Annotated in this window: 17 protein-coding genes; 8 read left to right on the top strand and 9 right to left on the bottom strand. The window is 72.2% G+C overall.

The window, feature by feature from the left end:
- The 3 genes from RKD23_RS06000 to RKD23_RS05990 all read right to left on the bottom strand — a co-directional run bounded on the left by RKD23_RS06000 (position 1) and on the right by RKD23_RS05990 (position 2,152).
- Positions 1-651 (bottom strand): zf-HC2 domain-containing protein, encoded by a 651-nt coding sequence (locus tag RKD23_RS06000; RefSeq protein WP_424852679.1) that lies wholly within the window; start codon positions 649-651, stop codon positions 1-3.
- Positions 652-940: 289 nt separating this feature from the next.
- Positions 941-1,453 (bottom strand): hypothetical protein, encoded by a 513-nt coding sequence (locus tag RKD23_RS05995; RefSeq protein ID WP_424852678.1) that lies wholly within the window; start codon positions 1,451-1,453, stop codon positions 941-943.
- Positions 1,454-1,603: 150 nt separating this feature from the next.
- Positions 1,604-2,152 (bottom strand): sigma-70 family RNA polymerase sigma factor, encoded by a 549-nt coding sequence (locus tag RKD23_RS05990; protein WP_404031382.1) that lies wholly within the window; start codon positions 2,150-2,152, stop codon positions 1,604-1,606.
- Positions 2,153-2,366: 214 nt separating this feature from the next.
- On the opposite strand from RKD23_RS05990, the gene RKD23_RS05985 reads away from it, so the two are divergent.
- Entirely contained in the window at positions 2,367-3,524 is a 1,158-nt protein-coding gene (locus RKD23_RS05985) for a CapA family protein (protein ID WP_424852677.1), read from the top strand.
- Positions 3,525-3,538: 14 nt separating this feature from the next.
- Here RKD23_RS05985 and RKD23_RS05980 read toward each other — a convergent pair whose 3' ends face one another.
- Positions 3,539-3,994 carry a universal stress protein gene (locus tag RKD23_RS05980; protein ID WP_424852676.1) on the bottom strand — a complete coding sequence of 152 codons (456 nt, stop codon included), beginning with the start codon at positions 3,992-3,994 and terminating at the stop codon, positions 3,539-3,541.
- Positions 3,995-4,141: 147 nt separating this feature from the next.
- On the opposite strand from RKD23_RS05980, the gene RKD23_RS05975 reads away from it, so the two are divergent.
- Positions 4,142-4,975 (top strand): polysaccharide deacetylase family protein, encoded by an 834-nt coding sequence (locus RKD23_RS05975; protein ID WP_424852675.1) that lies wholly within the window; start codon positions 4,142-4,144, stop codon positions 4,973-4,975.
- Positions 4,976-5,008: 33 nt separating this feature from the next.
- On the opposite strand, the gene RKD23_RS05970 is transcribed toward RKD23_RS05975, so the two are convergent.
- Positions 5,009-5,686, bottom strand: coding sequence for a class F sortase (locus RKD23_RS05970; RefSeq protein WP_404031371.1), 678 nt, complete (start codon positions 5,684-5,686; stop codon positions 5,009-5,011).
- A 653-nt stretch (positions 5,687-6,339) separates the two neighbouring features.
- Between RKD23_RS05970 and RKD23_RS05965 the strand changes: the two genes are divergently transcribed.
- Complete coding sequence (locus RKD23_RS05965) at positions 6,340-6,744, top strand: hypothetical protein (RefSeq protein WP_424858172.1); 405 nt, start codon at positions 6,340-6,342, stop codon at positions 6,742-6,744.
- Between the two features lie 135 nt (positions 6,745-6,879).
- On the opposite strand, the gene RKD23_RS05960 is transcribed toward RKD23_RS05965, so the two are convergent.
- From RKD23_RS05960 to RKD23_RS05950, 3 genes are all read right to left on the bottom strand, one after another.
- Complete coding sequence (locus RKD23_RS05960) at positions 6,880-7,413, bottom strand: hypothetical protein (protein WP_424852674.1); 534 nt, start codon at positions 7,411-7,413, stop codon at positions 6,880-6,882.
- Between the two features lie 195 nt (positions 7,414-7,608).
- On the bottom strand, positions 7,609-8,373 hold the full coding sequence (locus RKD23_RS05955) for a DUF4239 domain-containing protein (RefSeq protein WP_424852673.1): 765 nt from the start codon (positions 8,371-8,373) through the stop codon (positions 7,609-7,611).
- Between the two features lie 16 nt (positions 8,374-8,389).
- Positions 8,390-9,115: a hypothetical protein gene (locus tag RKD23_RS05950; protein ID WP_424852672.1), complete on the bottom strand. Its 726-nt coding sequence runs from the start codon at positions 9,113-9,115 to the stop codon at positions 8,390-8,392.
- Positions 9,116-9,434: 319 nt separating this feature from the next.
- On the opposite strand from RKD23_RS05950, the gene RKD23_RS05945 reads away from it, so the two are divergent.
- The 4 genes from RKD23_RS05945 (at position 9,435) to RKD23_RS05930 (ending at position 14,075) form a co-directional block, all read left to right on the top strand.
- Positions 9,435-10,379 carry an SCO0930 family lipoprotein gene (locus RKD23_RS05945; RefSeq protein ID WP_424852671.1) on the top strand — a complete coding sequence of 315 codons (945 nt, stop codon included), beginning with the start codon at positions 9,435-9,437 and terminating at the stop codon, positions 10,377-10,379.
- A gap of 208 nt (positions 10,380-10,587) precedes the next feature.
- Entirely contained in the window at positions 10,588-11,400 is an 813-nt protein-coding gene (locus RKD23_RS05940; RefSeq protein ID WP_424852670.1) for an SAM-dependent methyltransferase, read from the top strand.
- Positions 11,397-13,541 (top strand): putative bifunctional diguanylate cyclase/phosphodiesterase, encoded by a 2,145-nt coding sequence (locus RKD23_RS05935; RefSeq protein WP_424852669.1) that lies wholly within the window; start codon positions 11,397-11,399, stop codon positions 13,539-13,541. The genes RKD23_RS05940 and RKD23_RS05935 overlap by 4 nt, the downstream gene beginning before the upstream one ends.
- A 54-nt stretch (positions 13,542-13,595) precedes the next feature.
- Complete coding sequence (locus RKD23_RS05930) at positions 13,596-14,075, top strand: ester cyclase (protein ID WP_424852668.1); 480 nt, start codon at positions 13,596-13,598, stop codon at positions 14,073-14,075.
- 4 nt (positions 14,076-14,079) lie between these two features.
- On the opposite strand, the gene RKD23_RS05925 is transcribed toward RKD23_RS05930, so the two are convergent.
- Positions 14,080-14,964, bottom strand: a complete 885-nt coding sequence (locus tag RKD23_RS05925) for a LysR family transcriptional regulator (protein WP_404031347.1) — start codon at positions 14,962-14,964, stop codon at positions 14,080-14,082.
- 120 nt (positions 14,965-15,084) lie between these two features.
- Here RKD23_RS05925 and RKD23_RS05920 point away from each other — a divergent pair, with 120 nt between their 5' ends.
- On the top strand, positions 15,085-15,756 hold the full coding sequence (locus tag RKD23_RS05920; RefSeq protein WP_424858171.1) for a succinate dehydrogenase: 672 nt from the start codon (positions 15,085-15,087) through the stop codon (positions 15,754-15,756).
- The last annotated feature ends 1 nt before the right edge of the window (position 15,757 follow it).

Here is a 15,757-nt window from a genome sequence, read left to right as displayed (position 1 = left end):
TCACGGGGCGGGGATCGTGACCAGGCGTTCCCCGGTCGCGGTCCGCACCTCGTAGCGGGCGATCTCGTCGGGATGCAGGGCCGCGCCGCCCTGCATCGACGTGGGGCGGGCGTCGCGCGGCGCCACGGTCCAGCTGGTGACGGTCTCCTCGGAGCCGTCGCGCCCCACGGCCACCAGGCGGCAGGCGCGCGGACCGGCCGCGTCCTTGACCTCCAGCGCCACCTGGCTGCCCCACGGCTCGTCCGCGGAGGTCACCCGGGCCCACACCCCCGACCGCTCGTCGGTGGCCGAGGCCTGCACGGCCCCGGTGCCGCCCCCGGCCGTGGCGGCGATCACCGGCCCGGCCACGGCCAGCACCACCCACGCGGCCACGGCGTACAGGGTCCGGCGGCGCCGCGCCCGATGCCGTGCGGCCACCTCGGCGATCAGCCGGTCCAGCAGCCGCGGGCCGGCGCCCGCCAGCGGGTGCACCCACCGGGGCGTGGCCCGGCGGTACAGCATCAACTGCCGGGTCGCCGGGCCGAATTCGGTCACGTGCGCGGTGCAGCGGGCGCACTCCATGAGGTGGTCCTCGAAGCGGAAGGCCTCCGCCTCGTCCAGCACGCCGAGCGCGTAGGCGGCGACGTCGCGATGCCTCTCCAGGGACCTCATGCCGAATCCTCGTGCCGTTGAGTGCGGGTGGGGTTACTCCTTGCTCCCACCCGTACGCACCGCACCGCCGAATCACTCAAGCCACGCGGGAATCCCGGCCCAGAGGATTCGGAGCGGTCGGGGCGGCGGATTGGCCGCGCACCGGAAAAAGTCGGGATCGTGACGGGGCGGGGCCGGATCGGGTCGGTCCGGGCCCGGTCGGGCCGCCTCGCGGGCGCGGTGCCCGCCCGCGTCGGAGACGGACACAGAGTCGGATTCGGAGTCGGACTCGGAGACGGAAGAGGCCGAATCAGAAGAGGCTGATGGCGAGGTGGCCCAGTGGCAGGCCCAGTTGCCAGGCCGGGGTCCAGACCTTGGGGCCGTCCTCCTCGCCCGTGGCGCCGCCCGGCACCGCGTTCAGGTCGGGGGCGAGGAGCTCCGTCTCCTCCAGCCAGCGCCAGGCCGCCGCGGCGAGGTCCAGGTCGGGGGTGGGGACACCTGCGCCGGCCGCGGCCGCCTCCGCGGTCAGCTCGGCCATCCGGTCCCCGACCCAGTCCTGCCACGGCTGGTCGTACGCGGTCAGGGACAGCCAGGTCTCCAGCTGGGTGACCACCCGGATGCCGGACAGCTCGCCCTCGGTGTCGGAGAGGAAGACGGTGAGCGCCAGCGCGTCACGGCCGGCGCGGAACTCGAAGGACGTCGGCGGCATGAGGTCGCCGGACCGCAGCAGCTCGTCGGCGATGTACTCGGCGTACAACCAGGCCATGGGGACGGCGAGTTCGCCGCCGCCCTGCCCGTCCGTGCTCTGACCTCTGTGAAGCATCCCTTCCTGCCTTCCTCCGGTGCGTGCGCGTCGCCCGACCCCCGGTCCCGTCGGATGAGAGACCCTTCCGGAACACGGATGAGGACAGCCGATTACTCAACCGGGGTCCTGGGCAAGGCGCTTTACGGAGGCTTGACCAGACGGTCGGTTTCACCGCAGGTCGGCCGCGTAACCCGGAAGCACCCGGCGCAGGGCGCGCAGCGCGTAGTACGCGCGGGACTTCACGGTACCGGGCGGGATCCCCAGCGTTTTCGCCGCTTCCGCCACACTCGCCCCTTGGAAATACACCAGCACCAGGACTTCACGGTGCTCCGGAGTGAGTGTCTTCACAGCCTCGCGCACATCGACCGTCGCGGCCGACCGCTCGGCATGATCGGCGCACACCCGGGCGCTCTCCAGCACGGCGTCCCCGACCTCCGCCGGACGCGCCTGCCGGGCCCGTCGCGCGTCGATGGCGAGCCGCCGGGCCACGGTCAGCAGCCACGGCCGTACGGACTCGAAGGCGTCGGCGCGCAGCGCCTCGGGATGCTGCCAGGCGCGCACCAGCGTCTCCTGCACCAGGTCCTCGGCGCGTTGCCGGTCGCCGTCGCAGAGCCGCAGGAGCAGCGCGAAGAGGGGCCGGCCGTGCTCCCGCTGCAGTGCGGCGAGCTCGTGCTCGGCGGTCGTCGTCCCGGTGGTGAGTGTGGTCGCGGCCGTCATGGCCGAAGGCAATCGCAGGGGTGCGCGCCGGGACAGGGAGCGCGCACGGAAGTGCGGCGGACGGTCGAACGCGTCGACGAACGGTTCGACGAACGGTCCCGGACAGCCCCGTCCGCGCGGACCGGACGGGTTAAAGGGGGCGGGCGAGTCGTTTGCGCCGGAGATCACCTTCGTACGTATTGGTGAGTAAATATCACTAAATAGAGGTGAACGGATGATCGCTCGCAGACGACAGGTCGCCCTCGCCCTGACAGCCCTCCTCGCCGCGGGCGCCGCCTGCCAGGCCCAGCATCGGGAATCCCCGGCGCACCCCGGCCGCCCGGCGCCCACCGCTGCCGACCCGCGTGGCTTCACCCTCGTCGCCTCCGGCGACGTCCTCCCGCACAGCTCGATCATCGAACGGGCCCGCTTCGACGCCGGCGGCACGGGCTACGACTTCCGGCCCATGCTCGCCGGGATCGAACCCGTCGTCTCCCGCGCCGACGTGGCGCTGTGTCACATGGAGACCGTCTACGGCGCCGACGGCGACTACACCGGCTACCCGGCGTTCAAGTCCCCGCCCGAGGTCGCCCGCGGCCTCGCCGCCACCGGCTACGACAGCTGCTCCACCGCCTCCAACCACAGCCTCGACGACGGCACCGAAGGCATCCGGCGCACCCTGGACGCCCTCGACCGGGAAGGCGTACGGCACGCCGGCAGCGCCCGCACCGAGGGCGAGGCCCGCACGGTCACCGTCCTGTCGGCCGGTGACGCCAGGGTGGCCCACCTCGCCTACACCTACGACACCAACGGCTACCCGCTGCCCGCCGGACAGCCCTGGGCGGTCAACCTGATCGACGAGCAGAAGATGATCGCCGACGCCCGCGCGGCCCGGCAGGCGGGCGCCGACGTGGTCGTCGTCTCCGTGCACTGGGGCACCGAATGGCAGGACGAGCCCGACGACCGCCAGCTCACTCTCGCCCGCACCCTCACCGCCTCCCGCACCGACGGCCGCCCCGACATCGACCTGGTCCTCGGCACGCACGCCCATGTCCCGCAGGCGTACGAGAAGGTCAACGGCACCTGGGTGATCTACGGCATGGGCGACCAGGTAGCCGGCGAGATGTACAACTACCAGGGCGCCCTCGACCCACGCGGCAACCAGTCCACCCTCGGCCGCTTCACCTTCGCCCCGCCCGCCCGGCCCGGGGGCCGCTGGGATGTCACCAGGGCCGAGTTCGTGCCGCAGCTGTTCGACATCGACGCGGGCCGGGTGGTCAACCTGAACGCCGCGCTCGAGCAGGGCGCCGACGTCACCGCCGTACGCGACCGGATCCGGGACGTGGTCCTCAGCCGGGGCGCGGCGAAGGACGGCCTGGTGATGGGGGAGTAGCGCCCCCGCTCCCGCTACGGCACGACCGTCACCGGCCACCGCCCGGCCTTCACCAGCCGGATCGCCACCGAGCCGACGATACGGTGGCCGGCCTGCTCCGAGGCGCCGACGACCACGGCGTCCGCCTTGAGCTCGTCGGCCGCCTGCGCCAGGCCGTTGTAGGGGTCGCCGCGGAAGGTGTGGAACTCCCAGCGCACGTCGAATATCCCCTTGACCCGCTCGGCCGCCTCGCGGATCTGCGCCACGAGTTCATCGGCGATCTCGCCGGTCGCCTCCGCCACCGGCACGCCCAGCGCCGCCCCGGCCGCCATCACCGGCTGCACGTACACCACGGTCAGCAGCGCGCGCTGCCGCCGTGCCAGACCGCCGGCGTAGGCGGCGGCCCGCAGCGAGGAGTCCGAGCCGTCCACGCCGACCAGGATGACCTTGGGCCCGTCGGTGCCCCGCTCGAACTGGTGCTGTTCTGTCACAGCGAGAGGCTATCGGAACCCCTCCCTCCGGCAGCCGCGGGGCAGGACCGGGGCGGTACCGCTCCGGCTGGGCCAAGCGGGTGCAATCACGCCGCCGCACCGGTGGCATGGTGGTGCGGCACCCTTCCACGGGGCGACTGATGAGTCATGAAGAAGGATCAGTTGTTCAGCAGGCGCCGGGTGTTGATCGCCGGCGCGGCCGCCGTCGGTGCGGCCGGTACGGCCGGGCTGCTCACGCTGGGCAAAGAGCCCGCCGCACCCGTGGCCCCCGCGTCCGGCGCCCCGGCCCACCGGGTCCCGATGAAGCCGTCCGCCTACCGCCTCCAGCCGCTCACCGGCTACGGCCCGCCCCGCAGCGCGCCCCACCGGACCCTGGTGCGCCACGAGCCACTGCTCCAGGTCTCCGGACGCGGCCGGACCATGGTGCTGACCTTCGACGACGGCCCCGACCCCCGCTACACCCCCGACATCCTCGACACCCTGCGCAGCTACGACGTACGCGCGATGTTCTTCGTGTGCGGCGAGATGGCCTCCTGCAACCAGGACCTGCTCGCGCGGATGGCCGACGAGGGGCATGTCGTCGGCAACCACACCTGGTCCCACCCCCTGCTCACCCGCCTCAGCCGCTCCCGCATCCGGGACGAGATGGAACGTACCTGCGACGTCATCGAGGAGGCCTACGGCGACCGCCCCGAGTGGTTCCGCGCCCCCTACGGCGCCTGGAACCGGGCCGCCTTCCAGCTCGGCGCCGAGCTCGGCATGGAGCCGCTCGCCTGGACCGTCGACACCCTCGACTGGACCACCCCCGGCACCCGCACGATCACGCGCCGCGTCGAGAACGGCGCCGCCCCCGGCGTCGTGGTGCTCTCGCACGACGCGGGGGGCGACCGCTCCCAGAGTGTCCGGGCCCTGCGCGACTATCTGCCCCAACTGCTGGACTCCGGCTATCACATCACCGTGCCGCGCCGGCACTACGCCTGACGACGGGGCCCGCCCGCCCGGCCGGGGTGACGCTCAGCGAACCTCGACCAGGCGGGCGAAGGCCACCACGTTCCCGTCGTAGCCGTTCTGCTGGGAGAAACCGCCGCCGCAGGTGATGACCCGCAATTCCGCGGCGCCCTTGGAGGCGTACACGCGGTCGCCGGGAAAGTCGTTCTTCTCGAAAACCTCGATGCCGTAGATCTCGAACACGGCCGTCCTGCCGTCCTGCCGGGCGACCTCGACGCGATTTCCCTTCTTCAGCGCCCCGAGGCCGTAGAACACCGCGGGACCCTGCTTGTTGTCGACATGTCCGACGACCACCGCCGTGCCCTTCTCGCCGGGGGCGACGGCACCCGTGAACCAGCCCGCCAGATTCGGGTCCTCGGGCGGCGGCGCGCCCACCCAGCCGTCCGCGTCCAGACCGACCGGCATGATCGGCGCGTCGACTTGGATCGCCGGGATCCGCACCCGGTCGGGCACGGCGTACGGCAGCGGGTCCGGGGCCTGGCCGAAGGTGCTGCCCGGCACGGTGCGGCTGTCGGCGGCCGCCGCGGACGCCGGCTGCGGCGGGCCCACGTCGAATTCCCCGGACCCGTTGCGAATGAGCGCGAGACCGGTCAGCAGAACAAGCGCTATCACGCCCCAGGGGGCGCGCTTCTTCCGCCGCTCCTCCTCTTCGGCCAGCTCGGCCGCCAGCTCGGACGCAGACATTCGCCATCCCCTCTCGACGCGGCCGTCGCCACGTCATTTCGCGCATACGAGAACGCTAAGGGCCGCACGCGGAACCGGCGACGGGGCAGCGACGAACGGGTTATGCATCGGGGTGAACGGTGCGCCATCCGAGTAGCGCGGAACAGGAATTTTCTGACGGTCCGTGACCTGCGGCAATATCCGATTGTGCGGTTTTCTTTCGGCGTGTCGCCTCACCGATACGGACCATTGCCGAAATGCGGGCGTGCGCAAGGCATCTGAGGGTCTTTCGTGGGAGGCGTTCTCTCGCCGATCGACCGGGGACGGGCCCCGGGGCGCCTTCCGCGGAGGATCACATGCGTAACTCTCGTGCCCTGGCGGTCTCAGCCGCCGCGGTCGCCGCATTCGCACTCGCCGCCCCCGCGGCCGTCGCCTGGGACGGTTCCGGCCTCGGCGGCGCCAACCCCGGCTTCAACGGTGGCAACGGCGGTGGGAACGGCGGCGGGTTCAGCGGCGGTGACGGTGGCGGCAACCCAGGCGGTGGCAACGGCGGCGGCAACCCTGGCGGTGGCAACGGTGGCGGCAACCCCGGTGGTGGCAACGGCGGCGGCAACCCCGGTGGTGGCAACGGTGGCAATGGCGGCGGACCCAGCGGCGGTGACGGCTTCGGCAACATCGTCAGCAACATCGTCGCCCTGCCCAGTGTCGTCGCGCGCGGCGGACAGATGACGATCACCGTCGACGGCTGCCCGCGCGGCGGCACGGCGACCTCGAGCGCCTTCCCGGCGACCCGCCTCGAACCCATCAACGGTGCCAACCAGACGGCGAGGGGCACCGCGACCATCAACAGCAACGCGGCCCCCGGGTCGTACAGCATCACGGTCCACTGCCAGGGCCGCCAGCCGCTGACGCGCGACAACGCCTTCACCGTCATCGGTGGTGTGCGCGGTGGTCTCGGTGGCAGCAGCACCAGCGGTGCCACTCCGACCGACATGGCCATCGGCGCCGGCCTGGTGGCGGCGGCCGCGATCGGCGGCGGCGTCTTCTGGATGCGCCGCCGCGCCGAGAAGCGCATCTGACCTCGGCCACGCCCTCGACGGCCCCTTTCGTCCGACTCGCACGTGACGGCAACGGACTTCGCCCCCGGATCCCAGTTTCCGGGGGCGAAGTCCGTGCGGGCGGCGGTCAGGCGGCGGCAGGCCGGTCCGGCGGGGTCAGGCGCCGTCCTCGCCCGTACGGCGGCGCGAGAAGTAGTACGCCGCTCCGACCGAGCCCGCGATGAGCGTGGCACCCAGTCCGATCTCCTTGAGGTCGAACCCGGCGAGGCTGCCGCCCTCACCGGCGTGCACGCCCCGGGGCGGCGACAGCGGCACCGGCGTGGGACCGACCGGCCGGCCGCCGGCGATGGTCAGGTCCGTGGAGCCGCTCACCCCGTCGCAGGTGAACGTCACCCGGTAGATCGCCCCGGCCCTGGCCTCCCAGTCGACCGTCGTGGAGGCCGAGGAGTGGCCCGAGTGGATGGAGACGGTGTCGAAGATGCCCGACGTCACCGTGACCGTGCCTCTGCAGCCGCCGTTGTCCCGGTCCACGCGCAGGGTGACCTGGCCGCCCGCGGCGATCGTCGTGGGCATGACGCTGAAGCCGAACGGCGTGATGTTCCCGTCGCCCTCCGCGAGGGCGCTCGGCGCGGAACAGCCCAGAGCGCTGAGGCCCAGCAGTGCGGCCGAAGCGACGCGTATCGCGCGCATGGTGAATCCTCCGGTCCCCGAGGAGCAGCCGCGGACCTTTTCCGCTTGCGCCATCAATGCACCTCGATGACCGAAACGCTAGGAAGGTACGCACAGGTGCGCGAACGCAGTCGGGCGAATGGGGCATGGGCGTGCGCCGCCCGGGGGACACCGGCGGCGTGGCGGCCGGCCCCGGGCCCGGACGGTGCGGCCCCGTCAGTTCCGCACGCCCGGGAAGAGATGCAGGAACGGCTCCACCGACGCCGTGATGCCCCGGCTGTAGGGGGCGTCGAAGTCCCAGATGAGGAAGAGCAGGAAGGCGATGAGCGCGGAGAACAGCCCCGCGAGGACGAGTTCGCGCGGTGTCCGCCGGATCTGGAGCGCCAGCACCATACCGATGGTGATCACGGCCCCCGCGAGCAGTCCGAACCACACCACCCCCGGCATGGTCGCGCCGGTCGAGGTGGCCCGGGCGCTGCGCGCCTGGTCGGCCGCGGCCACCTGGTCCACCAGCGGCTGGTACGCCTGCGCCTCGAAGTCGTCGGCCGGCTCGTAGTCGGTCACGTCGGCGCGGATGCGCTCCAGGAGCTCGTCGCCCCGCTCGGTGACCTTGCCGGTGTCCGACATGTGCTTCCACTCGGCGTCCACGACATGTCCGACATACGTGTTGACGTCGTTCCGGATCCGGTCACGGACCTCCACCGGATAGACCCGGACCCGCTCCGACACCTCGTGCAGCGCCTGCGCCTCGGCCCGCACATGCTCCTGCGCGGCGCTGCGGGCCTCCCAGACACCGGCGATGGCCAGGCCCAGGACGATGGCGTACACCACGCCGATCCACATCGTCATGTACTCGATGACGTCCGGGGTCTCGCTGGGGTCCTCGTCGTCGTTCGCCGCACGGTTGCGCACGAGGGCGAGCGTGACCACCACGGCACAGGCGGCCAGCATCGCGAGGGTGAGAACAAGCCATTCCGGCAACAGAGGCCTCCAGGGATCAGCGCGCCCGCAGCGCGGCCACGGCGATCACCGCGGGAACGGTGATGAGCAGGACGAAGGTCATCGGCGAGTTCCCGTCGTGCGACACCCGCTGCTGCCGAGGGGGCTTGTACGGCGGGTAGGTGACGGGGGTCGCCGAGGGGTGGGGCGTGGGTGTGGGTGTGGGCCTGGGTGTCGGGGTCGGCGTCGGCTTGGGGGTGGGTGTGGCTGACGGAGTGGGTGCCGGCGGGGGTGCCGGAGCGGGTGGGGGTGGGAGCGCCGGGGCGGGTGTGGGCCGGGGCTTCGGGGGAGGAGGCGTCGGGGTCGGGGTGGGCGTCGGCTTCGGGGGCGTCGGCGTGGGCGTCGGCGTCGGCGTAGGGCTGGGGGTGGGCGTCGGTGTCGGTTCCGGGCACGGCGGGGGAGGGGGCGGCTTCGGGCACGGCGGCGGGACGGGCCAGGTCGGGCCGCTGCCCGCGACCGCGACAACCTGCGTCCCGTCGCCGCTCACGCCCGCGACCGCGAACGCCTGCGTCCCGTCGCCGCTGATGCCCGCGACCGCGAACGCCTGCGTGCCGCCACTGCCCGCGACCGCGCCGGCCTCCGTGCCCCCGGGCCCCGTCGAGGCCCAGGCGCACGCGTCGGCCGTCGCGACTCCGGTCGGCGCACCCACCAGCGCCCACGTCAGGGCCGTCAGAGCCAGCACGCGCACGGCGACGGCGCGACGGGTCGGTTGGGGTCCATGCACGACGGAGATCATGGGCCCTTCCCGTGCCCGCCATGCCCGGCGCCGGGGCGATTGCCCCAAATGGGGGACAGAGTGGGCGGGGTGGTTTGAAGAGGGTTGACGCGGAACCGTCTCGGTGGCGCGGGCGCGCCGGGGGTGCCGGGCGTGCCAGGGGAGCCGGGGGTGCCGGGCGTACCGGGGGTGCCGGGCGTACCAGGGGTGCCGGGTTGCAAAGAAATCCCCTCCCGGTTGAACATCCCCGCCCCCCGCCCCGTACCTCATGCCGTGCGGTGGCGGTAATGGCTCGCCGTAACATCCTTGGGATCATGGGGAGTTGACGATGAAGACCTCCTGGCGGAGCGCCTCGTTCGTGGCGGGTGCCGTGGCCGTGCTGGCGCTGACGACGGCGTGCGGTCAGGAAGAGGGCGCGCAGCCGGCCAGTCAGAATGTGGGGGCGGCCGCGCCGGCCGGTGGGTACGGCGTGGGCTCCGGTGGCGGGTACGACACCGGAACGGGCGGGACCGCGCAGGAGGGGCAGCCGGTCGCGGCCGAGAGCGCGGGCAAGCTCGCCGTGGCGACCAACGCCGAGCTGGGGCAGGTGCTCACCGACAGCGCGGGCCGCACGCTGTACCGCTTCGACCAGGACACCGCGGAGCCGCCCAAGACCAACTGCGACGGCGACTGTGCCACGGCCTGGCCCCCGGTCCTCGCGGACGACGCCAGCGCCGGCGAGGGTGTCGACCCGGCGCTGCTCGGTGAGGTCGCCCGCCCCGACGGCAGCAAGCAGCTCACCGTCGGCGGCTGGCCGGCCTACCGCTACGCCAAGGACGTCAACCCCGGCGACACCAACGGCCAGGGCGTGAAGGGCACCTGGTTCGCGCTGGCCCCCGACGGCAAGAAGGCGAAACTGGCCGATCTGCCCGGACTGTCCACCCGTAACGACCCGAAGCTCGGCGAGATCGTCGTGGACCGCAATGGCATGACGGTCTACCGCTTCATGAAGGACGAGGCCTGGCCGAAGCCGGTCTCCGCGTGCACCGGCGCCTGTCTGGAGAAGTGGCCGGCCGTCGAGCCGGTCGCCGCGAACGACACCAAGGGCGTGCAGAAGAAGGGCCTGATGAGCTTCACCCGCCCCGATGGAGCGAAGCAGCAGACGGTCAACTGCTGGCCGATCTACACCTTCTCCGGTGACAAGGCCCCCGGTGACACCAACGGCCAGGGCGTCGGCGGAACCTGGTACGCCGTGGCGCCCGACGGCAAGCCGATCGGCGCTCCGAAGGAGTAACCGGCTGCTTGCCCTGGTCCGCCTCTCCGCCCCCACGGAGGGGCGGACCGCTTTGGTGTGTTTGCAAGGGTTTAGCGGACGTCAATTCGGCACATGCCGCAGGCAGTGACCGGGAACGGATGGTCAATTTCCGTTTCCGCTCGCTCCTTTGGCGGGCGATCAGTAGCCTCTGCTCGAACACCGGATCGCCTACGCCTTGGAGAGATAGATGGAGCGTCCCGCCTGGGCCCCACGGAGCATCGACATCTCGGTGCCCAGCGTCTCCCGGATCTACGACTTTTATCTGGGCGGTTCGCACAACTTCGAGGTCGACCGGGAAGCGGCCCGAAAGGCGATGGAGTTCATGCCGGGCCTGCCGAAGATCATGCAGGCGAACCGGGCGTTCATGCGGCGCGCGGTGCGGTTCGCGGCCGACGAGGGCATCACCCAGTTCCTCGACATCGGCTCCGGCATCCCGACCTTCGGCAACGTCCACGAGGTGGCGCAGCGGGCCCGCCCCGGCGCGCGTGTCGTCTACGTCGACAACGACCCGGTGGCCGTCGCGCACAGCCACGCGGTCCTGGAGGGCGACACCGACACCGGCGTGGTCGCGGCCGACCTCAGGAAGCCCCACGACATCCTCGCCGCCCCCGAGGTGGAGCGGCTGATCGACCTGAACCGTCCGGTGGCGCTTCTGCTCGTTGCCATACTGCACTTCGTGGAAGACGCGGACGACCCGTACCAGGCGGTGGCCGAGCTGCGCGACGCGCTCGCGCCCGGCAGCATGCTGATCCTCACGCATGCCTCGTACGAGGGAATCCCGCTGCCCGCGGAGCGGGCCGAGGGTGCGGTGGACGTATACAGGGACATTCGCAACCCGCTGATCATGCGCTCGCGCGACGAGGTCGCGCGGTTCTTCGAGGGGTACGACATGGTGGAACCCGGACTGGTGCCGATGCCGCACTGGCGGCCCGACACCGCACCGGAGGACGAGGACCCATATGCGTTCTCGGGGTTCGCGGGCGTGGGGCGTTCGGCGTGATCGCGGAGCCGGACGGGCCGGAGGGCAGACTGCGCCGGTTCGCGACGATCTGGAGCCGCGCGGTCTTCCCGGTCACCGTGACGTCCCTGACCCGGCCGGAGTTCGAGGAGCAACTGCTGCCGCTCGCCCGCCGGTTGAGCGAGGCACTGCGGGCCAGGGCCTTCGACGCCGCCGAGGGCCGGGCGGTCGGCGCGGCGCTGGTCGCCGCCCACTGCACCGACCCGGACGTGCTCAGCCGCACCCTGGACTGCGTCGACGCCTATCTGGTGCTCTACTGCGGCGAGGACGGCCCCCAGGAGGACCTGCGGGCCCGTTCGGCGCGCCTGCAGCACTCCATGGCCGCCGGGTTCGCCCAGGCCCTGCGCGAACGCACCCTCGCCGAGCAGGAGTCCATCGCCCAGGCCGCGCTGCGCGCCCAGGGTGTGGTGGCGCAGGCCCTGCACGCCAGCGAGGCCCGCTTCCGCGCGGTGTTCGAGGGCGCGGCCATAGGGATCGGCATCGCCGACCTGGACGGCAACATCCTCGAGGTCAACGACGCCCTGCTGCGCATGTTCGGCGGCTTCGAGCAGAACGTGCGCGGCCGCAACGTCCGCGAGTGGACGCACGCCGAGGACGCCCCGCAGGTGTGGCGGCTGTACGAGGAGCTGGTGAGCGGCGAGCGCGAGCACTACCACATCGAGAAGGCCTTCTACCGGCCTGACGGAACGGTCCTGTGGACCAACCTCACGGTGTCCCTGCTGCGCGACCCCGAGGGGCGCCCGCAGTACCAGCTGGCGCTGATGGAGGACACCACCGAGCGCCGGCTGCTCAACCTGCGGCTGCGCTACGAGGCCACCCACGACGCGCTGACCGGCCTGCCCAACCGCACCCTGTTCTTCGAACGCCTGGAGAAGGCCCTCAACGCCGCTCCGGACCAGCGCTTCGGCCTGTGCTACCTCGACCTGGACGGCTTCAAGACCATCAACGACAGCCTCGGCCACGCGGCCGGCGACCGGCTGCTCGTCGAGGTCGCCGACCGGCTGCAGTCCTGCGCCACGGCGCCCGGTGAGATGGTCGCCCGTCTGGGCGGTGACGAGTTCGTGGCGCTGACGACCGGTCCGGACACCGAGCGGGAGGTCGACGAACTCGCCGCCCGCATCCAGAACGTGCTGCTCGCCCCCGTCCGGATCGAGGGCCGCGAGCTGACCGTACGCGGCAGCATCGGCATCGTGGAGGGCCCGGCCGGCGGCCGGCGCAGCCCGGCGGAGGTGCTGCGCAGCGCCGACATCACGATGTACCGGGCCAAGTCGGCGGGCGGCAACCGCTGCGAGCTGGCCGACCCGGAGGCCGACGCCCGCGCGATCACCCGTCACGGTCTGACCACGGCGCTGCCCGCGGCCCTGGAACGCGGCGAGTTCTTCATCGAGTACCAGCCGCTGGTCCACCTCGGCGACGGCAGCGTCCGCGGCGCGGAGGCCCTGGTGCGCTGGCTGCACCCGCAGCACGGCGTGCTCGGCCCGGACCGGTTCATCCCGCTCGCCGAGCACACCGGCCTCATCGTCCCGCTGGGCCGCTGGGTGCTGGAGCAGTCGGTGCGTCAGGCCCGGGAGTGGCGCGAGCGCTACGCCGACACCGACGCCGGCCCGCTGCGCATCAACGTCAACCTCTCGCCCTGCCAGCTCAACCACCCCGGCCTGGTCCAGGACACCGTCGACATCCTGGAGGCCGCGGGCGTCACCCCGGACGCCCTGTGCCTGGAGGTCACCGAGTCCGCCCTCATCGGCGCCGACGACGACCTGCTCAAACCGCTGCGCCGGCTGGCCGAGATGGGCGTCGACATCGCCCTGGACGACTTCGGCACCGGCTACTCGAACCTGGCGAACCTGCGCCGCCTGCCGGTCAGCGTCCTCAAGCTGGACCGCTCCTTCACCCAGGGCATGCAGCAGTTCCCGGCCGACCCCGTCGACCTGAAGATCGTCGAGGGAATCGTCTCTCTCGCCCACAGCCTGGACCTGGCGGTCACGGTGGAGGGCGTCGAGACCGGAGCCCAGGCCGAGCAGCTGCGGATACTGGGCTGCGACACGGCCCAGGGCTGGTACTACGCCCGCCCGGGCCCGCCGGAACGCCTGCACGAACTGGCACTGGCGGACGCCCGGGGCTGAGCGGTGGCTGTCCGGTGCCCTCCTGCCTACGATCGAGGTGGGGGTACCGGGGCCATGAGCGGAGGGACCGCGGACATGGACGTCACCCACATGCGCCGCCTCTTCGAGGCCCACCGGGAGGCGGAGGCCGCCCGCGACATCGACGGCATCCTGCGGACGTTCGTCGACGACTGCTTCCTGGAGACGAAGTCCCTGGGCCTGCGCAGCCAGGGCCGCGACGCGGTCCGCGCGGCCTACGCGCAGCAGTACTTCGTCGCGTTCCCCGACCTCGCCCCCGAGGACGAGGGCATCGCCTTCGGCGACGACGTCGTCGCCGTGTGGGGCCGGCTGCGCGGAACGAGCCGCGGCGACTGGCTCGGCGTCCCGCCCGGCGGCGGCAGCTTCGACGTGGCCTTCGCGAACGTCGTGCCGTTCCGGGACGGGCTGATGGCCGGCGAGACGATCTACTTCGACCTGGCCACGCTGTGCGAACAGGCCGGCATCCCGCTGGACGCCGTACGCGCCGCGGCGGCGCAGCGCAGGGCTGCCCGGTAGCGGGTCAGCGCTCCAGCAGCATCCGCTGCAGCTCACGGGCGGCCCGCGGCGGAGCGACGTCGCTGCGGTGGGCCAGCGCGATCGTGCGATGCAGCCCGGGCCGGGCCAGCGGTGTCACGCGCAGCCCGTGCCCGGACCGTGCGGCGACCATCTTCGGTACGACGGCCACCCCCAGCCCCGCCCGCACGAACCCCAGCACGGCGTCCATCTCGCCGCCCTCGACCGCGAAGTCCGGCTCGAACCCGGCCGAGCGGCACGCCGCGACGGTCAGCTCCCGCAGGTCGTACCCGTGCCGGAACATCACCAGCCGCTCGCCCTCCAGATCGGCGACGGCCACCGCACGCCGCCCGCCTCCCGGGCGTGGCGCGTCCGGCGAGGACACCACGACCAGGTCCTCCCGCAGCAGCTCGACCGTCGTCAGCGCCGGCGCGGGCGTCGGCAGCGGCAGCACGACCAGCGCCAGATCGAGCGCACCGCGCGCGAGCTGCCGTACGAGATCGAGGGAGCCGCCCTCCTCGATCTGCAGGCGGACGCCGGGATAGCGGTCGTGGAAGGCGCGCAGCACATCGGGCAGCAGGCCGGTGCACAGACTCGGCGTCGCCCCCAGCCGCACCCGCCCCCGCTGGAGCTGCACCAGCTCCTGCACCTCGTGCCGTGCGGTGTCCGCGTCGGCGAGGATGCGCCGTGCCAGCGGCAGCAGCGCCTCGCCCGCGTCGGTCAGCGTGATGTTGCCGCGGGCCCGCTGGAACAGGTCGGCGCCCAGCTCCCGCTCCAGCGCCTTGATCTGCTGCGACAGCGAGGGCTGGGCGACATGGACGGCCTCCGCGGCCCGGGTGAAGTGCCGGGTCTCGGCGACCGCCACGAAGTATTGGAGCTGATGGAACTGCACGCCACCATCATAGCCAGCGCCTATCGAAACGAGCCGGACCATGTCTTGGACCGATGGGGAGTCGCGGCCCTAACGTCGTGACCCATGGCTCTGGCAACGCGGACGGACCGACGGCCGTCCATGGCGCGCACGATCTGGGACAGCTCCGTCGGCAAGAAGACAGTGATGGCCGTCAGCGGCGTGATCATGCTGCTGTACCTGGTCGCCCACGTCATCGGCAATCTCAAGATCTTCTTCGGCCCGGACGAGTTCAACCACTACGGCCACTGGCTGCGCACGGTCGGCGAGCCCTTCATGCACTATGAGTGGACACTCTGGCTCATCCGCGTGGTGCTCCTCGTCGCCGTGGTCGCGCACGCCGTGTCCGCCTACCAGCTCAGCCGGCGCGACATCAAGGCACGGCCGAGCAAGTACGCGCACCGCAAGCCGCGCTCCAGCTACGCGACCCGCACGATGCGCTGGGGCGGGATCATCCTCGGCCTGTTCATCGTCTGGCACGTGCTGGACCTGACCACCGGCCAGGTCCACCCGGGCGGCTTCCAGGAGGGGCATCCGTACCAGAACGTCGTGGACACCTTCTCCACCTGGTACGGCAACGCCATCTACCTCGTGGCGATGCTCGCCCTCGGCCTGCACGTCCGGCACGGCTTCTGGAGCGCCGCCCAGACCCTCGGCGCCGGCAGCCGCACCCGCGACCGCGCCCTGAAGACGATCGCGAACGTCCTCGCCCTGCTGCTCACGGCCGGCTTCGTCGCCGTACCCGTGGGCGTGATGACCGGACTGGTGAGCTGAA

The organism is Streptomyces sp. SAI-170 (genome assembly GCF_049739565.1).
Lineage (GTDB): Bacteria > Actinomycetota > Actinomycetes > Streptomycetales > Streptomycetaceae > Streptomyces.
This window is presented reverse-complemented; position numbering and strand designations above follow the sequence as displayed.

Excerpts from the sequence above, each read along its gene's own strand:
- RKD23_RS05995 (WP_424852678.1), bottom strand. The coding sequence starts at position 1,453 with ATGCTTCACAGAGGTCAGAGCACGGACGGGCAGGGCGGCGGCGAACTC.
- RKD23_RS06000 (WP_424852679.1), bottom strand. The coding sequence starts at position 651 with ATGAGGTCCCTGGAGAGGCATCGCGACGTCGCCGCCTACGCGCTCGGC.
- RKD23_RS05975 (WP_424852675.1), top strand. The coding sequence starts at position 4,142 with ATGAAGAAGGATCAGTTGTTCAGCAGGCGCCGGGTGTTGATCGCCGGC.
- RKD23_RS05970 (WP_404031371.1), bottom strand. The coding sequence starts at position 5,686 with ATGTCTGCGTCCGAGCTGGCGGCCGAGCTGGCCGAAGAGGAGGAGCGG.
- RKD23_RS05985 (WP_424852677.1), top strand. The coding sequence starts at position 2,367 with ATGATCGCTCGCAGACGACAGGTCGCCCTCGCCCTGACAGCCCTCCTC.
- RKD23_RS05940 (WP_424852670.1), top strand. The coding sequence starts at position 10,588 with ATGGAGCGTCCCGCCTGGGCCCCACGGAGCATCGACATCTCGGTGCCC.
- RKD23_RS05920 (WP_424858171.1), top strand. The coding sequence starts at position 15,085 with ATGGCGCGCACGATCTGGGACAGCTCCGTCGGCAAGAAGACAGTGATG.
- RKD23_RS05930 (WP_424852668.1), top strand. The coding sequence starts at position 13,596 with ATGAGCGGAGGGACCGCGGACATGGACGTCACCCACATGCGCCGCCTC.
- RKD23_RS05990 (WP_404031382.1), bottom strand. The coding sequence starts at position 2,152 with ATGACGGCCGCGACCACACTCACCACCGGGACGACGACCGCCGAGCAC.
- RKD23_RS05945 (WP_424852671.1), top strand. The coding sequence starts at position 9,435 with ATGAAGACCTCCTGGCGGAGCGCCTCGTTCGTGGCGGGTGCCGTGGCC.
- RKD23_RS05960 (WP_424852674.1), bottom strand. The coding sequence starts at position 7,413 with ATGCGCGCGATACGCGTCGCTTCGGCCGCACTGCTGGGCCTCAGCGCT.